The organism is Tenacibaculum sp. M1.3A (assembly GCF_057732375.1).
Genome location: NZ_JBYJEF010000001.1, coordinates 557,995 through 578,766, shown reverse-complemented (window position 1 = coordinate 578,766; position 20,772 = coordinate 557,995). Strand labels below are relative to the sequence as shown.

The window sequence follows — 20,772 nt, the reverse complement described above, 5'->3', positions numbered from 1 at the left end:
TTAAGCCCATTTGCGCCGATGGTACTGCCAATGGTGGGAGAGTAGGTCGTTGCCTTTCTTTTAAACCTCAATCTTTAACTAGATTGAGGTTTTTTTTGCGCTAAACTCAAATGAAAACAAATAATTAGTATTGAATAAAACTACCAATCTAACTAAGGTTATGATAATGCTGTTTTAATAAGAGTAGAATTTATAAGAATACCTTATTAAGGAACTTTATTAAAAGTATTGTTTAAGTAATATATGAGTGATTATAAATACCTTTAAAGCTATTCATTTTAGGTTTATATCAATGTAGGAGATGTGGTTTAAATAGATGTATTCGTACCTAATATATTTTAACGGTAGATTTTTTTGGTTTATCATGTAGTTTCATTCCAGTAATAGCTATCGAGATAAATACGTTCGCCAAATATAGCAGTTCCTACCCGTACGATTGTAGCTCCTTCTTCAATAGCAATTTCTAAATCACCACTCATTCCCATAGATGCGACTTTAAGTTTTTTACTTCGAAATTTTAAATTAGCCTTCAGTTAAATAATGTAATACATGTTGATACTTTTATAAATCATACGCACTTTGAAACGTTCAGTTTTAAAATTATCTATATAATGTGGTTCAATTAGATATTTTATAGAAACTTGTTTTAAATTTTTTAAAAAGACTAGTCATAAGTATTAAAGTTTGTCAGATTAATTGGAAATTGATCTAAGAATTTACTTGTAAGCCGTTAAAAAGTAAAAAGCACTCTAAAATTCATGAATTTTAGAGTGCTTTTTTTTAAAAATTAGATATTTTATATAGATTAATATACTTTCGACGACGAGATAATATAAAAAAAATTAAAGAGCATTGAGTTTTAGAAATGAAAAACTTATCTATAAAGAAAAACTAGAAGTTGTTTGAACACATTCGAGTAACATAACTTAAGTGTATAGTAATTGTTAGAAGGTCAAGAGTCTGGAATTACTACTGCATAACAATTAGGGGATAGAGGTTTTGCAGCGATAAAGAATAATGATCATTTATTTGCTATTGATGGTAATCCTAAATTTCAGGATTACCATCAATGAGATCTAACCAAATTGAATCTATTTAAATTTTAATGCATAGTTAAACGAAATTCAAGGCAGTTGAATTAGCGTTTGAGTTTGTTATTACCTTAAATAAAACAACAAAAATCTTATCAAAATTTTAATGAGTACTATGATTTTATCAAAAATTAAAGAAACAGTAATTTTCACACTATTATTGTCAACTTTATTTTCATGTAAGAAAGAAAAAGTAGAAAACATTGCAAGTAAGCCTAAAACAGATTACACAAAATATGTAAATCCTTTTATTGGTACGAGTAAAATGGGACATGTGTTTCCTGGTGCAACAGCGCCATTTGGTATGGTACAACTAAGTCCACAAACCAATTTTGAAGTGATGTTTCATGACAACGGAAAATACAACGCTGAAACTTATGAATATTGTGCAGGTTATCAACATCGTGATTCTACGATTGTAGGTTTCGCACATACCAATTTTAGCGGTACAGGGCATGCCGATTTAGGAGATTTTTTAGTGATGCCAACTACTGGAGATTTAGTTCTTGAACCTTTAAAAACAGCAAAAGGTAAAAAAGGCTTTTATTCTGCTTTTTCGCACGATAAAGAAGAAGCTTCTCCTGGGTATTACAAAGTTGATTTAGATAGTTACGGAATAAAAGCAGAACTTACTTCTAGCGAACGAGTTGGTTTTCATAAATATACATTCCCTAAATCAGATGATGCTCATATTATTTTAGACATGGTGTATAATGTATATCATCATGATAATAAAAATGTATGGACATTTATTCGTGTTGAAAACGATTCTTTAGTTACTGGTTATAGACAAACTAAAGGTTGGGCAAGAACTAAAAAAGTGTTTTTTGCAATGCAGTTTTCAAAACCTTTTAAAAGTTATGGTCATAAAAAGTATAACAAAGAAACATATGACGGTTTTTACAGACGTTTTAATCAAAGTGAAAATTTTCCTGAGATGGCAGGAAAAGATATCAGAGCCTATTTTAATTTTGATACAGAAGAAGGTGAGAAAATTAATATTAAGTTTGCTCTTTCTCCAGTAAGTACCAATGGTGCATTAAAAAATTTAGAAGCTGAAATACCGCATTGGAATTTTAATAAAACGAAAGAAGAAACCAAAACTAAATGGAATAATGAACTTTCAAAAATAGAAGTTACTTCTTTAACAGAAGGAGATAAAACAAATTTTTATACAGCGATGTATCATTCCAATCTTTCTCCAATACTATATGAAGATGTAGATGGGAAATACAGAGGTTTGGATCAAAATATTTATACTTCTGAAGGTTTTACTAACTATACAATTTTTTCACTTTGGGATACTTACCGTGCCTTACACCCATTATTCAACATTACACAACCAGAACGTAATAATGATATGATAAAATCTATGCTAGCACATCATGATCAAAGTGTTCATAATATGCTGCCTATTTGGAGTCATTACGCAAATGAAAATTGGTGTATGATAGGATATCACGCCACATCAGTTATTGCCGATGCTATGGCTAAAAACGTTGGTAATTTTGATCATAAACGAGCATTACAAGCTTCTGTAAACACAGCAAAAGTGCGTTATTTTGCTGGTTTAGGTGATTATATGGATTATAAATATGTACCAGATGATAAAAGTAGTTCTTCGGTTTCAAAAACATTGGAATATGCATATAATGATTGGTGTATTGCGCAAATGGCAAAAGAAGTAAATGCACCTTCTGTTGAAGATGAATTTACAAAACGTTCAGAATATTATAAAAATGTGTATGACTCTTCAATTGGTTTTATGCGACCAAAATTAGCAGATGGTACTTTTAGAAAAAACTTTGATCCAATGGATACACATGGACAAGGTTTTATTGAAGGAAATGCATGGAATTATGGGTTATATGTACCGCAAAATATTAACAAAATGATTAGTATGATGGGAGGTAAAGAACGTTTTGCAAAAAAATTAGATTCTTTATTTACCATGGAAATAGAAGAAAAATATATTGCAAACCACGAAGATATTACACGTGATGGTATTATAGGTAATTATGTGCATGGTAATGAACCAGGACATCATATTCCTTATTTATATAATTGGACAGGGTATCCTGAAAAAACACAAGCACGTGTTCGTATGATCATGAATACTATGTATGCTCCAACAGTTGAGGGTTTATGTGGAAATGATGATGCAGGTCAAATGAGTGCTTGGTATATTTTTAGTTCTTTAGGATTTTACCCTGTAATTCCAGGAGCTCCTGAATATGCTTTAGGTAGTCCGCTTGTTAAAGAAGCAATTATTCATTTAAATAATGGTGAAACATTAACTATAAAAACCGAAAATCAGCATAAAGAAAATGTTTATGTACAAAAAGTAGTCATTAATGGAAAGGAAATTACTGAATCTATATTACGTCACAAGGATATTATAGAAGGAGGTACTATTACTTTTCATTTAGGAAATAAACCTAAAAAATAAAAAAGTACAACGAGAAGTTATTTAAAAAACCATTATTCTGATGAAAAAAATAGTTTTAAGTCTTGCGGTTATCTTAATAATAGCTTGTACAAAAGATAGTACAAAAACACCTGTAGATTATGTAGATGTTTTTATTGGTACAAAATCTCCTGGGCACACTTATCCAGGAGCTACATTGCCTTTCGGTATGGTACAATTAAGTCTAGATACGAGAAACGATCACACAAGCTGGCCTACATGTGCGGGTTATGATTATACAGATACATCTATCTTTGGCTTCTCACATACACATTTATCTGGAACAGGAGTTCCTGATTTAGGTGATATTTTATTAATGCCAACAACTGGTAAAATTCATACAGAAACAGGAACTATTGAAAATACTGAAGCAGGATACCGTTCTAAGTTTAAACATGAAAATGAAACTGCTTCTCCAGGGTATTACAGTGTTGTTTTAGATGATTATAATGTAAAAGCTGAGTTAACTACTACATTAAGAACAGGTGTACATAGATATACATTTCCAGAAACCGATGCTGCTCATATTATTATAGATTTAGAGCATAGAGATCCTGTTATTGAAGCAGTGTTTAATATTATAAGTGATACTGAAATTTCTGGATATCGTAGATCAAAAGCTTGGGCAGGGAATCAACGACAGTATTTTGTAGCTAAGTTTTCAAAACCTTTTGTTTCTTATGAAGTTCTTCATGGAAATACAACTTCTTCAGAAGGAAAAAAGTTCAACAATAAAAAAATAATAGCAGCTTTAAATTTTGATGCCTCAAATAGTGAAATTTTAGTACAAGTAGCTCTTTCTGCGGTTAGTATTGAAGGCGCTAAAAAAAATTTAGATGCTGAATTTGCTAATTGGAATTTTAACAAAGTAAAGAAGGATGCTAAAGAAATATGGAATAAATCATTAAGCAAAATAGCGATTACTGATACGAATGAAGATAAAAAAGAAATATTTTACACTGCATTATATCATAGTCTTTTAACGCCAAATTTATATAGTGATGTAGATGGGAAATACAGAGGTATGGATGATGGTATTCATATTGCAGATGATTTTAATAACTATACGGTTTTTTCACTTTGGGATACTTTTCGTGGACTTCACCCTTTATTAACTATTGTAGAGCCTGAGGTTACTAGAGATATTGTAGTAACTCTTCAAAAAAAGTATGAACAATTTGGAGAACTTCCTATGTGGGAATTAGCAGGGAATGATACGCGTTGTATGATTGGTTATCATGCGGTTTCTGTGATGGCTGATGCCTATGTAAAAGGAATTACTAATGTCGATGCAAATAAAGTGCTAGAAGCCATGGTTGCCAGCGCAAATGTAGAAAAAAGAGGTGTTAATTATTATACTCAATTAGGTTTTGTACCTACAAATAAAAGCAGCCAATCCGTTTCAAAAACATTGGAATATGCATATGATGATTGGTGTATTTCTCAAATGGCAAAAGCAATTGGGAATACTAAAATTTATGAAGAGTTCTCTAAAAGAGCACGTTTTTTTGAAAACTTGTTTGATGCGGAAACTAATTTCATGCGCCCTAGGTATTCTGATCGAAAATGGTATGAAGATTTTGATCCAACTTCAGTAGGACAAACATATAATTTTAATTTTACCGAAGGAAATTCATATCAATACAGCCTTTTTGTTCCGCATGACATAGCTACCATGGTGAACTTAGTAGGAGGGGAGAAACAATTTGATAAATGGTTAGATAATTTATTTAATGCATATTCAAAACAGGAAGAAGAAGATTCAGACGTTTCTGGTTTAATTGGTCAGTACGCACATGGCAATGAGCCAAGCCATCATATTGCTTACTTGTATAATTATGTAGGTAAACCATGGAAAACACAAGAAAAAGTTCATGAGATATTAAACAAGTTATATACATCTGAGGCAGATGGTTTATGTGGTAACGACGATGCAGGTCAAATGTCTGCTTGGTATGTATTAAGTAGTTTGGGTTTTTATTCTGTAACCCCAGGAAGCCCGTATTATGTTATTAGTAGTCCAACTTTTACAGAGACTACTCTTAATTTAGATAATGGCAAAAAATTTACTATTAAGGCAAATAATGCTTCAAAAGAAAATATTTATTTTTCTTCTTTAACTTTAAATGGAAATCCATATCCATACTCTTATTTAAAGCACGAAGATATTTTAAAAGGAGGTGAATTGATTTTTGAAATGACTAATAAACCAAATAAACAATGGGCTACAGAAAAAGAATATTGGCCACTTTCTGATACTCAAAAAACAGTTAAAATTCCATACCTAAAATCTGATCACAATGTGTTTTTAACTGATTTGATTATTGATTTAGATTGTGACACAAAAGGTGCAGAAATTTTTTATACGACAGATGGTTCAGATCCATCAAAACAGAGTGAAAATTTTACAAAACCTTTTAAAATTAATAAAAGTACCACTGTAAAAGTAAAAGCTTTTCATAACAGTTTAAATCCAAGTTATATTGCGACTTATACATTAGAAAAGCAAAAACCAGTTAGTAATATAGATAGAAATGAATTGATACAAGGGCTTAATTATAATTACTACGAAGGTATTTTTCGCTCGGTTTATGATTTTTCAAGAGAGAAACCAATATGCACAGGTTCGATTAATAATGTTAACATTTCTAAAAGATTACGTGATGAATGGATCGGTTTTTATTTTGAAGGTTATATTGATATTCCTAAATCAGGAACTTATAATTTTGAAATAGTAGCAAATGATGGAGCTCAACTCTTAATTGATGGAAAAGAATTATTTGAAAGTGATGGTAGAAAGTCTTTTAGTTTTACTCAAAAAAATGATATCATCTTATCTAAAGGATTGCATAGATTCGAAGTTAAGTATTTTCAATGTTCAGATAATATAGGGGTATCTGCATTTTGGCGAGGACCTAATTTTGAAAGAGAAGAGATTCCAATAACTTCTTTTTATAGTAAACGATAAGTTTAAAAATATTTAAAGTCATAGTAAATGACAATTTATCAATAAACAAAATTGAATTATCTGAAGAGTAATAGTAAGAAATATTTTTCTGATAAAAAATAGTATAAACTTCTTAGTGCATTCAAAATATAAAAATAAAATAACCTTCACTTTTTTATGAATAAAAAAATAAAATTTAAACAAATGAAAAAAACTATTTTACTTATAGCTATACTATCCCTTTTTTTAGCAGGATGTGAAAACAAAAGTAAAAATGTAAATCCATTTAAACAAGGCTATAAAAATATTGTAGATGAACAAACGATAATAAAAAGTGAGCAATCAAGTTTTAGTAAAACTGAAAGTTTAAAAAAGGTATTTGATACAGATAGAAATACCAAGTTTTTGGTTAATAAACCTAAGAATATAATAATTGTAAAAAATAAAGCTAAATCAGTACTTAAAAAGTATGCGATTACCTCAGCTAATGATGCGCCAGGAAGAGATCCTAAAAACTGGATATTAAGCGGCTCAATAGATGGTGCTTCTTGGGATGTTTTAGATAAAAAAAATAATCAAAAATTTAAAAAAAGGAGCACAGCTAACCAATACGTTTTAGAAAGTAATGAGAAGGCATATTCTATATATAAGTTAGAAGTAGAACATTCACATACTTCTGTTTTTGGAGATGATTACCTCCAAATAGCAGAGATTGAATTGGTTGCTTTAACTAACGAGCCAGTTACTGAGTTTACAGTAAACTCTACCAAAGCAAAAATAAAAGATACAATTCACTTTAAAGATATATCAGCAAATTTGCCAGATGCTTGGCATTGGGTTTTTGAGAATGGAACACCTAGTACAAGTAATTTACAAAATCCAACAGTTATTTATAATACACCAGGAAATCATAATGTTACTTTAATAACTAAAAATAAGTTTGGGGTAGATACTTTATCTATAAAAAGAAAAGTAAAAGTTTATGACCCTGAAAACCCGTGGAAAGGTTTTTATTATCCTGAGATAACATTAACACCAAAGGATACGATTTCTGATGGTTATAAAAGAGCAATTTCTGTAATTCCAGATTTTAAAAAGGCTATTAATGAAGTTACTTTAGGAGTTTGTAAACAATTGTATCGTAATATATCCGAAGTTCCTGACTTTGAAAAAGTGAACTTCACATTTAATTGGAGTAATGTTTTAGCTGCCAGAGGAGGGAATGGATCAGCTATGGAGCTTTGGTTTAGTACAAAGTATATTCAAAATGCATTAAAAAACGAACCAGATGCGGCTGTAAAGTATGAACTGTATGGTGTACTTTGGCATGAACTGACGCATGGTTATCAATTTAGTCCATCAACTACCGATAATCAGTACAAACGAGGATATGATTATTTTGCTTTCTTAGAAGGAGAAGCAGATTTAGTGAGGATTAATGCAGGGTACCATAAAACAAGACATCCTGATTTGGGGGTTGATGAACATAAATATCTTTCGGGGTACACTTCTTCAGGATTTTTCTTAAAGTGGATTGTAGATACTTATGATGATGATTTCATTTATAAGTTTAATGCTTCCGTAAAAACTATTAAACCATGGAGTTATAAATTGGCAATACAAGAAATTCTAAATAAGAATATTGATGATCTATGGAAAGAATATGAAGGGTATATAGCCATTTATAATAAAAATAAGAAATCAATGAAAAAGAAAAGAATAGATTGGATTAATATGGGAGTTTAAAAGGTAAGAACTTTATTGACTAAGTTTGCATAACAGTAGTAGTAAATTTAAAAATATAGATCAAATTGAATATTTTTTATAGAGCATTATTAATAATAGTATGTCTTCATGGTAGTTTGTTGCTTCATTCGCAAACTACCAGAAAAGATTCAATACATGATTATTTTAAACGGGTTAAAACTTTAATTGATGAAACAAATAAATCGAAAAAGGAAGAATTACTTGATAAGGTACTCTTAAATAAGGTAGAAAGTACGCAAGATAGGGAAAAGGTACATGTCTTTTTGGATCTTTACACATTTTATAAATACAAAAATATTAGTTATGCGAGCAAGTATAATAACGAAGCTTTAGAACTTTCTGCAAAAATAAAATTTAAAAAAGGGGAATTAGAAGCGAGTTGTAATAATGCTTATTTATTGTTTGTTAATGGCGCTTTTGAAGAATCTATTAGTTTATTAAATAGAATTGACTTACCGACAAATTATGCTAATTTCCCTAATTTACACTCAGATATTATTTGTTTGAAATCATATATTTACTCAGAAAAAGGAGAATATGATATTGCTTTAGACGTATCTTTAAAATTATTAAGTTTAGGAGAAAAAGATAATAATGATTACATTTTAATGAGAGCACATGGAGCCTTATTTCATTATTATTTAAGGAATGAAAATTATTCTAGAGCATTAAATCATTGTTTAAAAGGTTTAGATTATATAATTAAAATTAGAGAAGTTCAATATTTATATTTTAAAATTGATGAAATTGCTCGGGTTTTATTTAAACTTGGTGATACAGAACAAGCTATAGAAACTTATAATTTTTATTTAAAATTAGAAAACAAAATGCCTCATTCAGGAGGATATATACAAAGTATTGTGTATATGAATATGTCTGATATTTATACTTCAAATAATCAATTTAATGAAGCTCAAAATTATATATCAAAAGCTTTAAATCTAAATTATAAAAATGATTTTAGATTTAGAATTCCAAGAGCTCTAATTTTACAAGCTAAGTTATATTTAAAAGAGAAAGATACTATAAAAGCAATAGAATTTTATGAGAAAAGTTTAAGTGCAGCAGAAGATATTAATGCTTTTGATGTAGTTCAATCGACAAGCAAAATTTTAGGAGATTTACATAAAAAAAAAGGAGATCCTTCTAAAGCTTACGAGTATATAGCGTTGCATAACTCTATTAAAGATTCACTTTTCACAAATGAAAAAGAGCAAAAAATTGTTATTCTAGAAGCAAAAAGAAAGTTAAAAGAGATTACACAAAAACAAAAAATTTTAGCACTTGAAAACAAAGCTCAAAAAGCTAAAATCCAAACGATAATAAGCATTTTATTAGGAATATTTATTTTAAGTCTAATAGTAGTTTTTGCATATTTAAAAGTAAAAGGTAAAAATAAATTATTGTACATAAGAACAGTTGAGTTAGCAAAAATTCAATTAGAAATGCGTGATAAAATTGCAAAATTAGAAAGTAAATATTCTTTACAAGAGGTTAATCAGTCAGAGCAATTTTTAACAAAATCAAGTACAAATAATGTAATAGATGACAATGTAAAAGCAATTATATTGAATAAATTAAATAAACTAGAAAAAGAATTATTTTTTATTGATCAAAATTGTACACTTAGAAATATTGCAGCGGAATTAAAAACAAACCCAAAGTATTTATCGCAGGTAATTAATCAAGAAAAAAAATCTAATTATAGTAATTACATAAATGAGTTAAGAATAAACTATTTATTAACGAAGTTACTTAAAGAAAAAGATTTTAGAGAAAGCAAATTAAGCTATATAGCGGTATCTATAGGTTATAATAATTTGAATACGTTTAATGCGGCTTTTAAGAAAAGACAAGGGATATTGCCATCTTATTTTATTAGAGAACTGATACAAGAAACTACTTAGTTTTCTAAAATAAAGAGGTTGTAACTTCCTATAATTTTTTACTTAATTTATACTTGTCTAACTACTTTTTTTAGATTGTATAGAGTCGGTAATATATTTATTAGGATAAAAAAATAACGTATTTCTACATATAAAAACACAAAAAATAAGTCTTAAACGCTAAGATTATTGGGTTGTTTAGGAGTATAAATAGTTTTTTTAAAAAAAATAGTAAAATAAATTAGGATATTAACTTTTTATAATTGAATATTTGTGTTCACGAAGTTCAATAACTTATTGACAATGTTATCAAGAAAGGTGGAGGGATTAGACCCTTTGAAACCTTAGCAACCCTTTGTTTAAGACAAAGAAGGTGCTAAATTCTACTTAATTTTAGATTCATTTATTTAAAATTGGATAGATAACTCAAAAGTAATTATTCATCTATAATTGCTATAATTCTTCATAACATTTTTCTAGTAGGTACGTCAAAATTTTGGCGCGTTTGGCTTTTGTTTTAATTTTTTATTAACTCAAAAAACAAGAAAAATGAGTACACAAAAATTCGCAACTAATGCGTTGCACAAAGGACATGATGTAAAACAAACAGGAGGTACAAGAGCAGTTCCTATTTATCAAACAACATCATATGTTTTTAATGATTCAGATCATGCAGCTAATCTTTTTTCATTAAAAGAATTAGGATTTATTTACACAAGATTAAATAATCCTACAAATCAAATTTTACAAGAACGTTTAGCCTCTTTAGAAGGCGGAACTGGAGCTGTAGTATTCGCATCTGGTACGGCAGCAATTTCAACGGGGTTATTAACCTTGTTAAGAGCTGGAGATCATATTGTAGCATCAAGTAGTTTATATGGTGGTACTTACAATTTATTAAGTGTTACTTTACCTCGATTGGGTATTACAACAACATTTGTTGATGCTTCTGATACTGATAATTTTGCAGAAGCAGTACAAGATAATACAAGAGCTTTTTTTGTAGAATCATTAGGTAATCCGAAGTTAGATGTGTTAGATTTAAAAGCAATATCTGTACATGCAAAAAAAGCTGAAGTTCCTTTTATTGTAGATAATACAGTCGCTACACCAGCATTGTTAAACCCAATAGCGCACGGAGCTAATATTGTAATACACTCTTTAACTAAGTATATTGGAGGGCACGGAAGTTCTTTAGGTGGCGCAATTATTGATGCAGGAACTTTTAATTGGGCAAATGGTAAATTTCCAGAATTTACAGAACCATCAGCAGGCTATCATGGTTTAGTATATCATGAGGCTTTAGGTGCTACATCTTATACATTCAAATTAATTTTAGAAGGCTTACGAGATTTTGGAGGAGCTTTGAGTCCGACCAATGCGTTTAATATTATTCAAGGATTAGAAACTCTTGATATCCGAATAAAAAAGCACAGTGAGAACGCATTAGATTTGGCTAAATGGTTGGAGGAACAAAGTGAAGTAACTTGGGTAAACTATCCTGGTTTAAAGAGTAGTTCATATAATGATTTAGCTAAAAAATACCTTCCAAAAGGACAAAGTAGTATAGTAACATTTGGTGTAAAAGGTGGTTATGAAGCAGCAAAAAAAATAGTAGACAACACCAAACTTTTTTCATTATTAGCAAATATTGGAGATACTAAATCTCTAATTATCCATCCAGCAAGTACAACCCATCAACAATTAAGTACAAAAGAGCAAGCAAGTGCAGGAGTAACGAATGATTTAATTCGTTTGTCTGTAGGGTTAGAAAATATAGAAGATTTAAAAAATGATTTAAAAGAATCTTTTTCTAAAATTTTAAACATAGAAAATCTAACATATTGATTCTTTTTTAAGAGGAATAAATTAACGTAAATCATTCGATCTTATATTAAAAAATAAACAAAGTTGACAGACAATTTACTACATATAAATATTATTGATTTTACCACAGAAAGCGGTATTTCAATGCCTAAAATACCATTAACCTATGAGGTTTTTGGAGAAGAGTTGGGAAGTACTCCTGTAGTATTAATCAATCATGCTTTAACAGGAAATAGCAATGTAGCAGATTCTAAAAATGGTTGGTGGAAAGATTTAATAGGGAAAAATAAAGCCGTAAACACAAATAAATATTCAGTCTTATGTTTTAACATACCAGGAAATGGATATGATGGTTTTTTAATAGAAAATTATAAAAATTTTATAGCAAGAGATATTGCTAAGCTATTTTTAATCGGATTAGAAAGACTGAAAGTTAAGCAATTATTTGCTTTAATAGGTGGATCTTTAGGAGGTGGAATAGCTTGGGAAATGGCTGTTCTTAAGCCAAAAATAACAAAACATTTAATTCCGATAGCAACCGATTGGAAAGCAACCGATTGGTTAATTGGTAATTGTCAAATTCAAGAACAATTATTATTAAACTCGATTAATCCTGTGAACGATGCTCGTATGCATGCAATGTTATGTTACAGAACTCCTAAGTCTTTTAAAGAGCGTTTTAATCGATCTAAAAATGAAGATTCTAAAGTGTTTAATGTAGAGCGTTGGTTGTTACATCATGGTAATAAACTACAAGAACGTTATCAATTAGCTTCCTATAAATTAATGAATCAATTATTAAAAACGATTGATGTTACAAAAGGAAAAAATAATTCAGAGATTTTAAAAACAATTGAAGCAGATATACATATTGTAGGTGTAGATTCTGATTTGTTTTTTACGGCTGAAGAAAATAGAGAAACTCAAAAAGAGCTAGCTTTAGTCAATGCCAACGTTACTTATAATGAAATAAATTCGGTTCATGGGCATGATGCTTTTTTGATTGAATATGAGCAATTAGAAAAAATAATAGCTCCAATTTTCAATTTAAATTCAAAAAATAACAAAATGAAAATAATAAAATTTGGCGGGAAATCGCTGTCTAATAAAGGAATTTCTAATGTGATTTCGATTATAAAACAAAAAGTAAACGAACAAGAAAATATAGTAGTTGTAGTATCAGCAAGAGGAAATGCTACAAATCAATTAGAAGAAATTTTAGAAAAAGCTGCAAAAAATATTCCTTATCAAGATGAATATGAAATACTGAAATACGAACAATCTCAATTAACACCGTTAGTTGATTTTTATCCTGAATTTTCTCGTTTAGAAAAACTTTTTGAAGGAGTTAGTTTATTAGGAGATTATAGTCAGAAAATAAAAGACGAAGTTTTAGCACAAGGAGAATTATTATCAACCAAAACAGTAGCTGCACTTTTAAATGAAAAAGGTATAAAAACAAATATTACAGATGCTAGAACGTTGATAAAAACAGATGATAATTTTGGAAACGCTCAGCCTATTTTCAATATATCTAAAGAAAATGTGGTTAATCATTTCAAAAAATACAATGATGATACTGTAAATATTGTAACTGGTTTTATCTCATCTAATTTAAAAGGAGAAACTACTACTTTAGGACGAAATGGTAGTAATTATACAGCGGCATTATTAGCTAATTATTTAGATGCTGAAGAATTACAAAATTATACGCATGTTGATGGTATTTTTACTGCGAACCCTGATTTGGTTGCAGATGCAAAGAAAATAGAAGAGTTATCTTTTTCTGAAGCCAATGAATTAGCAAATTTTGGAGCCAATATTTTACATGCGAAAACGATTATTCCTTTATTAGAAAAAAATATCAATCTTCGAATTTTAAATACTTTTAATTTAGAGGATAAGGGAACATTAATTACAGCTAAATCAAAATCAAAAGGCATTAAATCATTATCGGTTATAGATAATGTGGCACTATTAAATTTCGAAGGAAGAGGATTGTTAGGGAAAGTAGGTGTAGATGCACGTATTTTTAGAACCTTAAGTAATAACGGAATAAGTGTGAGTATTATTTCGCAAGGTTCATCAGAAAGAGGAATTGGTTTAGTAATTGATAAAAAGAAGGCAACAGCAGCTGTAAAAGCTTTAGAACAAGAGTTTGAAAGCGATTTTTATACGAAAGATGTAAATAAAATTTCGATAATAGAAAATGTAGCTGTAATATCAATTATAGGCCAAGATTTAAGTGAGTTTCATCACCCCTATAATGCGTTGATAAAAAATCAAATTGTACCGTTATTATTTAATAATACAATTTCAGGTAAAAATGTAAGTTTGGTTGTTAAAACAGCGCAATTACACAAAGCCTTAAACGTAATTCACGGACAAGTATTTGGAGTTACAAAAAAAATAAATATAGCCGTATTCGGTAAAGGGTTAGTTGGTAGTGCTTTAATTAATCAAATTATAAAAAATACGGAATCGATTTTAGAAAGAAAGAAAATTCAGTTAAATATTTTTGCGATAGCAGGCTCAAAAAAAGTGCTATTAAACAGGCTTGGTCTAGGTAAAAATTGGCAAACAATTTTAGAAAATAATGTAGAAGAAGCACATATTGTTGATACTGTAATAGATTTTGCTAAAAAACATCATTTAGAAAATTTAATAGCTATAGATAATACAGCAAGTAGTGAGTTTATAGAAAACTATTTACCGTTAATAGAACATGGTTTTGATTTAGTATCATCAAATAAAATTGCAAACACGGTATCTCACAATTTTTATAAAAAATTACGAGAAAAATTAGAAGTTAATAATAAATCATACTTATACGAAACCAATGTTGGTGCAGGATTACCATTAATTGATACGATTAAGTTATTACATGATTCTGGCGAAAATATAACCCGTATTAGAGGAGTTTTTTCAGGGTCTTTAAGTTATTTATTTAATAAGTTTTCTTCGGATGAAGTTCCATTTTCAAATGTCTTACAAGAGGCAATTGATAGCGGATTTACAGAACCAGATCCTAGAGAAGATTTATGTGGAAACGATGTAGCAAGAAAATTATTGATTTTAGCACGAGAATTAGACTTAGAAAATGAGTTTGAAGATATTGTTATAGAAAATTTAATTCCAACAGAATTTAGAGATATTTCATCTGCAGCATTTTTGTCAGGTTTAGATAAATTAAATGTATTATTTAAAGACAAAAAAGAAGGGCAAGAAAAAAATAACGTATTACGATATATAGGAGATTTACATGGCGATTTATCAAAAACAAAAGGAGAACTAGATGTAAAATTAGTATCCGTACCAACTAGTTCACCATTAGGAAGCTTAAAAGGATCGGATGCTATTTTTGAAATTTACACAGAGTCGTATGGTGCCCAACCAATTGTAATTCAGGGAGCAGGAGCAGGAGCAGAAGTAACTGCAAGAGGAGTCTTTGGTGATATTTTGCGATTAGCAAACAAACAATAATTAGACGCTAAGCGTCATTTGAATATACTAGATGTTGTTTAATCAATATCTATAAAAAATTAATAAATATGAGCAAGAACTTCGAAACCGTAGCAATTAGAACACAAACTGAACGGTCACAGTTTTCAGAACATTCTACACCATTATACTTAACCTCTAGTTTTGTTTTTGATGATGCTGAAGATATGCGCGCGTCATTTGCTGAAGAAAAAGATAAAAATTTATATAGTAGGTTTTCTAACCCAAATACAACAGAGTTTGTAAATAAAATTGTTGCTATGGAAAAAGCAGAAGCAGGTTATGCTTTTGCAACAGGCATGGCAGCAGTTTTTTCTACATTTGGAGCATTATTAAATGCAGGAGATCATATTGTTTCATGTCGTTCAGTTTTTGGATCTACTCATAGTTTGTTTACAAAATATTTACCAAAATGGAATATAGAAACTAGTTATTTTAATATTACAGAAGTAGATACAATTGAGAGCTTAATTAAATCAAATACTAAAATTTTATATGCTGAAACTCCAACAAATCCAGCAGTAGATATTATTGATTTAGAATTGTTAGGTGAGATAGCAAAAAAGCATGGTTTGTTATTGGTTATAGATAATTGTTTTGCTACTCCGTATCTACAAAATCCTATTAAGTTTGGAGCTGATTTAGTTTTACACTCAGCAACTAAGTTAATTGATGGACAAGGAAGAGTTTTAGGAGGTGTAGCTGTTGGACGTAAAGATTTAATAAAAGAAATTTATTTATTTTCAAGAAATACAGGACCTGCAATGTCGCCTTTTAATGCATGGGTTTTATCAAAAAGTTTAGAAACATTAAGTATTCGAGTAGATAGGCATTGTGAAAATGCTTTAAAAGTAGCCAACTTTTTAGAAGAACATCCGAAGGTAAATTTAGTAAAATACCCTTTTTTAAAATCGCATCCTCAATATGAAATAGCAAAAAAGCAAATGCGATTAGGAGGTAATATTGTTGCTTTTGAGGTTAAAGGAGGTATTGAAGCCGGACGTAAGTTTTTAAACGCTATAAAAATGTGTTCATTGTCTGCTAATTTAGGTGATACAAGAACTATTGTTACCCACCCAGCATCTACAACACACAGTAAATTAAGTGTTGAAGATCGATTAGAGGTGAGAATTACAGATGGGTTAGTAAGGTGCTCTATCGGTTTAGAAAATGTATTAGATATTATTAATGATTTAAAGCAAGCTTTAGAGAATTAACAATTAAATAAAAGTGTATTTTTGTAGTATGCTTTCTAAAAAAACAAAATACGGCTTAAAAGCGCTAGCATTTATTGCTAGGCAAGAAAAAGGAGATAAAGTTCAAATAGCAACGATTTCTAAGAGCGAAAATATTTCTCATAAATTTTTAGAAAGTATATTACTTACCTTAAGAAAAGCTGGGTTTTTAGGAGCTAAAAAAGGAAAAGGTGGAGGTTACTATATGTTAAAAGAAGCATCAGAAATTAAAATGACAGATGTTATAAGAACATTGGAAGGCCCTATTGCTATGCTACCTTGCGTAAGCTTAAATTACTATGAAAAATGTAGCGATTGTCCTGATGAAGAAACATGTTCTGTGCATAAACTTATGTTACAGGTTAGAGATAATACACTTTTAGTTTTACGAAACAATACACTTGCCGATTTAGTATAATTTTTTTTGTAAAAATATATAATTAAAGCGTTTTTATTTAAAATGGAAACATATATTTGTGCTTTATTAAAACCTACTTACTCTATAGGGTAAATATTTAATTATGATTTTAAAACAATTAATAGTAGATAAAAAAAAGTATAAACCAAATAAAAATTCAGAGAAAACTACTCGTAGTATGGTTAAATCGGTTAGTTGGAGGTTTATCGGTACTATTGATACCGTTTTAATTTCTTGGATAATAACTGGCGAACTGGCATTAGCTTTTTCTATAGGAAGTATAGAGTTGATAACAAAAATGGTTTTGTATTTCTTTCACGAGAGAATTTGGAACAAAATAAAATGGGGAAAATAATGAGTTTACAAGACAAATTTAATGTTGAAGAGTTAAACAAAGGATTAGAGAAATTAAGTCCAAAAGAAATTGTGGAATGGGTTTTTGAGTTAAACAAAAAAACAATAATTACTACTAATTTTAGACCTTACGAGGTAGCTCTTTTATATTTAGTAACTAAAGAGAATCCATCAATAAAAGTTGTTTGGTGTGATACAGGTTATAATACCCCTCAGACATATAAGCATGCAGAAGAGTTAATTGATAAGCTGAGTTTAAATGTTCGTTTATATGTGCCAAAACAAACTGTGGCTCATCGTAATATAACTATGGGACTTCCTTCTGTAGAAGATGAAAATCATGAAAAATTTACTGAACAAGTAAAGTTAGAACCATTTAAAAGAGCCATGGAAGAACATCAACCAGAAATATGGTTTACTAATTTACGTAAAGGGCAAACAGCTTTTAGAGATAGTATTGGTGTAATTTCATTTAGTAAAGAAGGAATTTTAAAAGTAAGTCCTTTTTATAACTGGTCAGATAAAGATTTAGATGAGTATTTAAGCGATAATAAGCTTCCAAACGAGTTTAAATATTTTGATCCAACAAAAGTAGAGAGTAACAGAGAATGTGGTTTACATATTTAATAATTTTATAATGAGTACAAAAACAATAAAAGTAGGCCCTTTAGAAAGTGAAGCCATATACATACTTAGAGAAGTAGTTTCTCAGTTTGAAAAACCAGTATTGTTATTTTCAGGAGGAAAAGATAGTATAACATTGGTAAGACTTGCTCAAAAAGCATTTTATCCAGCAAAAATCCCTTTTCCTTTAATGCATATAGATACAGGACATAATTTTCCTGAAACTATTGAATTTAGAGATCGTTTAGCAAAAGAGTTAGGTGTTGAATTAATTGTTAGAAACGTTCAAGACAATATTGATAAAGGAAGAGTAAAAGAAGAAACAGGTAAGTACGCTAGCCGAAACATGCTACAAACCGAAACATTATTAGATGCAATTGAAGAGTTTGGTTTTGATGCATGTATTGGTGGCGCGCGTAGAGATGAAGAAAAAGCAAGAGCAAAAGAACGTATTTTTTCTGTTCGTGATGATTTTGGTCAATGGGATGAAAAAAATCAACGACCAGAATTGTTTGATATGCTAAATGGAAGAATTGATTTAGGACAAAATGTACGAGTTTTTCCTATTTCAAATTGGACAGAGCTAGATGTTTGGTCATATATTAAAAGTGAAGAAATTGAAATTCCATCAATTTACTTTGCACATAAAAGAGCTACTTTTTTAAGAGATGGATTAATATGGTCAGCAGAAGACGATGTTGTTTATAGAGATGAAAATGAAGAGGTAGAAGAAAGAATGGTGCGTTTTAGAACTGTTGGAGACATGAGTTGTACAGCAGCTGTACTTTCTGATGCTGTTGATATAAATACAGTTGTAGATGAAATTAAAGTATCAACTATATCAGAGCGAGGTGCTCGTATAGATGATAAACGATCAGAAGCGGCAATGGAGAAACGTAAGCAACAAGGGTATTTTTAAAATTCACTAAAGTGAATTTTCCATTTAACTAAAGCATTTTAGTCTTTAGTAATTTAAATATAGGCAAATAGTAAAATATTGCTATGAGCCAAAAGCATAAAAAAATGAATGTATTAAAAATAGCAACAGCAGGTAGTGTAGATGATGGTAAAAGTACCTTAATCGGACGTATTTTATATGACACTAACTCATTAACAGATGACAAGCTAGAAGCAATTGAAGAAAAAAGTAAGCAAAGAGGTTTTGATTATTTAGATTTTTCATTAGCGACAGATGGTTTAGTTGCAGAAAGAGAACAAGGTATTACGATTGATGTAGCACATATCTATTTTTCGACTCCAAAAACGAGTTTTATTATTGCTGATACTCCAGGGCATATTGAGTATACACGAAATATGGTTACAGGAGCATCAAACTCACAAGCATCAATTGTTTTAATTGATGCACGTAATGGAGTAATTGAGCAAACTTACCGTCACTTTTTTATAAATACACTATTAAGAGTTGAAAACGTAGTTATAGCTATTAATAAAATGGATTTGGTTGATTTTTCAGAAGAGAAATTTAATCAAATAAAAAATGAAATTGAATATTTAGCAGGTAAAAGCTCTTATAAAAGTCAAAAATTAACTTTTATACCTATGTCAGCTTTACAAGGAGACAACGTTGTTAAAAAATCAGAAAATACACCTTGGTATAAAGGAGAAACATTATTAAACCATTTAGAAGGTTTAGTTTCTGAAGATTTACAAGAAAAGTCTCAAACACGTTTTCCTATACAAACTGTTATTCGACCTAAAACAGATAAATATCATGATTTTAGAGGGTATGCAGGTAAAATTTATGGAGGGGATTTAGCCGTAGGAGATTCGGTAACCGTATTACCATCAGCAACAGCATCTAAAATAAAAAGTATTCACTTTTTTGAGAAAGAGTATTTAGAAGCTAAAAGGGGAAGTTCAGTTACAATTACTTTAGAAGATAATGTAAATGTAAGCAGAGGTGATATGTTGGTAAAAACAAACGAACAGCCAACAGTTGCTAAAGAGTTAGATGCAACTATTTGTTGGATGGATAAAGACCCTTTAGAAGCTTCTAATAAGTATTATGTAAAACATGGAGTAAACGATGTGCAAGCAAAAATCATGTCATTATCATCCATTATAAAAACTGATTTTTCAGGAACAGAAGAAAACCCATCACAATTAACATTAAATGAAATTGGAGATGTAACTTTAAAATTAAGTAAACCGTTATTTTTTGATTCTTATGATAAAAATAAAGCAAACGGAACTTTTATTTTAATCAACCCAAAAACAAATAATACTGCCGGAGTTGGCTTTATTAAGTAATTCAGAATAGTATGGCAATTATAATAACCGACGAATGCATCAATTGTGGGGCATGCGAACCAGAATGCCCAAATACAGCTATTTATGAAGGGGCTGAAGATTGGAAATATAGTGAAGGAACTTCATTAACAGGAAATGTTAAATTAAAAGATGGTATTGAATTAGATGCAGATGAAACACAAGAAGCTGTATCTGACGAATATTATTTTATAGCACCTGATAAATGTACAGAATGTATAGGGTTTCATGAAGAACCACAATGTGCGGCGGTATGCCCAGTAGATTGTTGTGTGCCAGATGACAACCATGTAGAAACAGCAGAAGAATTATTGGCAAAACAAAAATTCTTACACAATTAAAAAGTAACGCTTACGAGCTTTAAGA

General features: G+C 29.7%; 13 protein-coding genes, 1 pseudogene and 1 riboswitch. Of the genes and pseudogenes, 13 read left to right on the top strand and 1 reads right to left on the bottom strand.

Features of this window, described 5'->3' with window-relative positions:
* Positions 1-362: 362 nt before the first annotated feature.
* Positions 363-488, bottom strand: a pseudogene (locus AC28QF_RS02610) (YggS family pyridoxal phosphate-dependent enzyme); the annotation flags it as partial.
* 718 nt (positions 489-1,206) lie between these two features.
* On the opposite strand from AC28QF_RS02610, the gene AC28QF_RS02605 reads away from it, so the two are divergent.
* The 13 genes from AC28QF_RS02605 (at position 1,207) to AC28QF_RS02545 (ending at position 20,747) form a co-directional block, all read left to right on the top strand.
* Entirely contained in the window at positions 1,207-3,540 is a 2,334-nt protein-coding gene (locus tag AC28QF_RS02605; RefSeq protein WP_488199912.1) for a GH92 family glycosyl hydrolase, read from the top strand.
* 40 nt (positions 3,541-3,580) lie between these two features.
* Positions 3,581-6,526: a GH92 family glycosyl hydrolase gene (locus AC28QF_RS02600; protein WP_488199913.1), complete on the top strand. Its 2,946-nt coding sequence runs from the start codon at positions 3,581-3,583 to the stop codon at positions 6,524-6,526.
* A 183-nt stretch (positions 6,527-6,709) separates the two neighbouring features.
* Complete coding sequence (locus AC28QF_RS02595; RefSeq protein WP_488199914.1) at positions 6,710-8,251, top strand: basic secretory protein-like protein; 1,542 nt, start codon at positions 6,710-6,712, stop codon at positions 8,249-8,251.
* A gap of 65 nt (positions 8,252-8,316) precedes the next feature.
* Positions 8,317-10,179, top strand: coding sequence for a helix-turn-helix domain-containing protein (locus AC28QF_RS02590; protein WP_488199915.1), 1,863 nt, complete (start codon positions 8,317-8,319; stop codon positions 10,177-10,179).
* Between the two features lie 282 nt (positions 10,180-10,461).
* A riboswitch (SAM riboswitch) is annotated at positions 10,462-10,586 on the top strand.
* A gap of 121 nt (positions 10,587-10,707) precedes the next feature.
* Positions 10,708-12,006 carry an O-acetylhomoserine aminocarboxypropyltransferase/cysteine synthase family protein gene (locus AC28QF_RS02585; protein WP_488199916.1) on the top strand — a complete coding sequence of 433 codons (1,299 nt, stop codon included), beginning with the start codon at positions 10,708-10,710 and terminating at the stop codon, positions 12,004-12,006.
* A gap of 63 nt (positions 12,007-12,069) precedes the next feature.
* Positions 12,070-15,468 (top strand): bifunctional aspartate kinase/homoserine dehydrogenase I, encoded by a 3,399-nt coding sequence (gene thrA, locus AC28QF_RS02580; RefSeq protein WP_488199917.1) that lies wholly within the window; start codon positions 12,070-12,072, stop codon positions 15,466-15,468.
* 68 nt (positions 15,469-15,536) lie between these two features.
* Positions 15,537-16,703, top strand: coding sequence for a trans-sulfuration enzyme family protein (locus AC28QF_RS02575; RefSeq protein ID WP_488199918.1), 1,167 nt, complete (start codon positions 15,537-15,539; stop codon positions 16,701-16,703).
* A gap of 28 nt (positions 16,704-16,731) precedes the next feature.
* The gene (locus AC28QF_RS02570; RefSeq protein ID WP_488199919.1) at positions 16,732-17,139 is read left to right on the top strand and encodes an RrF2 family transcriptional regulator; all 408 of its coding nucleotides are present in this window, start codon (positions 16,732-16,734) and stop codon (positions 17,137-17,139) included.
* A 103-nt stretch (positions 17,140-17,242) separates the two neighbouring features.
* Entirely contained in the window at positions 17,243-17,494 is a 252-nt protein-coding gene (locus tag AC28QF_RS02565; RefSeq protein ID WP_488199920.1) for a DUF2061 domain-containing protein, read from the top strand.
* On the top strand, positions 17,494-18,120 hold the full coding sequence (locus AC28QF_RS02560) for a phosphoadenosine phosphosulfate reductase domain-containing protein (RefSeq protein WP_488199921.1): 627 nt from the start codon (positions 17,494-17,496) through the stop codon (positions 18,118-18,120). Before AC28QF_RS02565 ends, AC28QF_RS02560 begins: the two co-directional genes overlap by 1 nt.
* A 10-nt stretch (positions 18,121-18,130) precedes the next feature.
* Positions 18,131-19,036: a sulfate adenylyltransferase subunit CysD gene (cysD, locus tag AC28QF_RS02555; protein WP_488199922.1), complete on the top strand. Its 906-nt coding sequence runs from the start codon at positions 18,131-18,133 to the stop codon at positions 19,034-19,036.
* A 104-nt stretch (positions 19,037-19,140) separates the two neighbouring features.
* Positions 19,141-20,388 (top strand): sulfate adenylyltransferase subunit 1, encoded by a 1,248-nt coding sequence (locus AC28QF_RS02550; RefSeq protein WP_488199923.1) that lies wholly within the window; start codon positions 19,141-19,143, stop codon positions 20,386-20,388.
* Between the two features lie 11 nt (positions 20,389-20,399).
* Positions 20,400-20,747, top strand: a complete 348-nt coding sequence (locus AC28QF_RS02545; protein ID WP_488199924.1) for a 4Fe-4S dicluster domain-containing protein — start codon at positions 20,400-20,402, stop codon at positions 20,745-20,747.
* Positions 20,748-20,772 lie beyond the last annotated feature (25 nt).

Coding starts and splice junctions, on each gene's coding strand:
- AC28QF_RS02605 (WP_488199912.1), top strand. CDS start 1,207: ATGATTTTATCAAAAATTAAAGAAACAGTAATTTTCACACTATTATTG.
- AC28QF_RS02600 (WP_488199913.1), top strand. CDS start 3,581: ATGAAAAAAATAGTTTTAAGTCTTGCGGTTATCTTAATAATAGCTTGT.
- AC28QF_RS02595 (WP_488199914.1), top strand. CDS start 6,710: ATGAAAAAAACTATTTTACTTATAGCTATACTATCCCTTTTTTTAGCA.
- AC28QF_RS02585 (WP_488199916.1), top strand. CDS start 10,708: ATGAGTACACAAAAATTCGCAACTAATGCGTTGCACAAAGGACATGAT.
- AC28QF_RS02575 (WP_488199918.1), top strand. CDS start 15,537: ATGAGCAAGAACTTCGAAACCGTAGCAATTAGAACACAAACTGAACGG.
- AC28QF_RS02570 (WP_488199919.1), top strand. CDS start 16,732: ATGCTTTCTAAAAAAACAAAATACGGCTTAAAAGCGCTAGCATTTATT.
- AC28QF_RS02565 (WP_488199920.1), top strand. CDS start 17,243: ATGATTTTAAAACAATTAATAGTAGATAAAAAAAAGTATAAACCAAAT.
- AC28QF_RS02560 (WP_488199921.1), top strand. CDS start 17,494: ATGAGTTTACAAGACAAATTTAATGTTGAAGAGTTAAACAAAGGATTA.
- cysD (WP_488199922.1), top strand. CDS start 18,131: ATGAGTACAAAAACAATAAAAGTAGGCCCTTTAGAAAGTGAAGCCATA.
- AC28QF_RS02550 (WP_488199923.1), top strand. CDS start 19,141: ATGAATGTATTAAAAATAGCAACAGCAGGTAGTGTAGATGATGGTAAA.
- AC28QF_RS02545 (WP_488199924.1), top strand. CDS start 20,400: ATGGCAATTATAATAACCGACGAATGCATCAATTGTGGGGCATGCGAA.